Below are 656 nucleotides of genomic sequence, written 5' to 3'. Positions count from 1 at the left end.
TCGGTCTGCTCGATCCAGAGGCCCAGCACATCGCGCTGGCCATCGGCCTGGATGCCCAAGGCCAGATAGACGGCCTTGTTGCTGACCACCCCGTCGTCGCGGATCTTGACCCGCAGCGCATCGAAGAACACGACCGGATACATTGCCTCGAGTGGGCGGCTCTGCCAGCTCAGCGCCTCGGCCATCACCTCGTCGGTGACCGAACTGATGAAGTCGGGCGACACTTCGGTGCCGTATTGCTCGGCCAGAAACCCTTGAATCTCGCGCACGCTCATGCCACGCGCGTACATCGCAATGATGCGTTCGTCGAAGCCGGTGAAGCGGCGCTCGTGCTTGGGAATCAGGATCGGCTCGAAGCTGCCGTCACGGTCACGAGGGACTTCGACACGAACTGGGCCGCGATCCGTGATGACCGTCTTGCCGCTGGCGCCGTTGCGCTCGTTGGCTTGTCCGGCCGGCTTGGACTGGCCCGGCGGGTAGCCCAGATGCAGATTCATCTCGGCGCCCATCGCCCGTTCGATGACCGCCTTGTTGAACGCCAGCATCAGATCCTGAACCTCGGTCGGCGTCATCGGCCCCTTGACCAACTGGTCCAGCAGTTCCTTGGGCAACTCAGGCAGCGGCCCGCGGGCCGCTGCCTGACGCGCTACGGTTTG

Annotated in this window: 1 protein-coding gene; it reads right to left on the bottom strand. The window is 64.3% G+C overall.

Annotation, left to right across the window (positions count from 1 at the left end; genetic code table 11):
• The coding region (locus KVT39_RS36460) for a transposase (protein ID WP_217591430.1) at positions 1-620 on the bottom strand (620 nt) is incomplete at its 3' end.
• Between the last annotated feature and the right edge of the window lie 36 nt (positions 621-656).

It is taken from the genome of Burkholderia sp. GbtcB21, assembly GCF_019091065.1.
GTDB classification, from domain to species: Bacteria; Pseudomonadota; Gammaproteobacteria; order Burkholderiales; family Burkholderiaceae; genus Burkholderia; species Burkholderia pyrrocinia_C.
The sequence above is the reverse complement of the archived record's forward strand: the minus strand, read 5'-3'. Positions and strand labels throughout refer to the sequence as shown.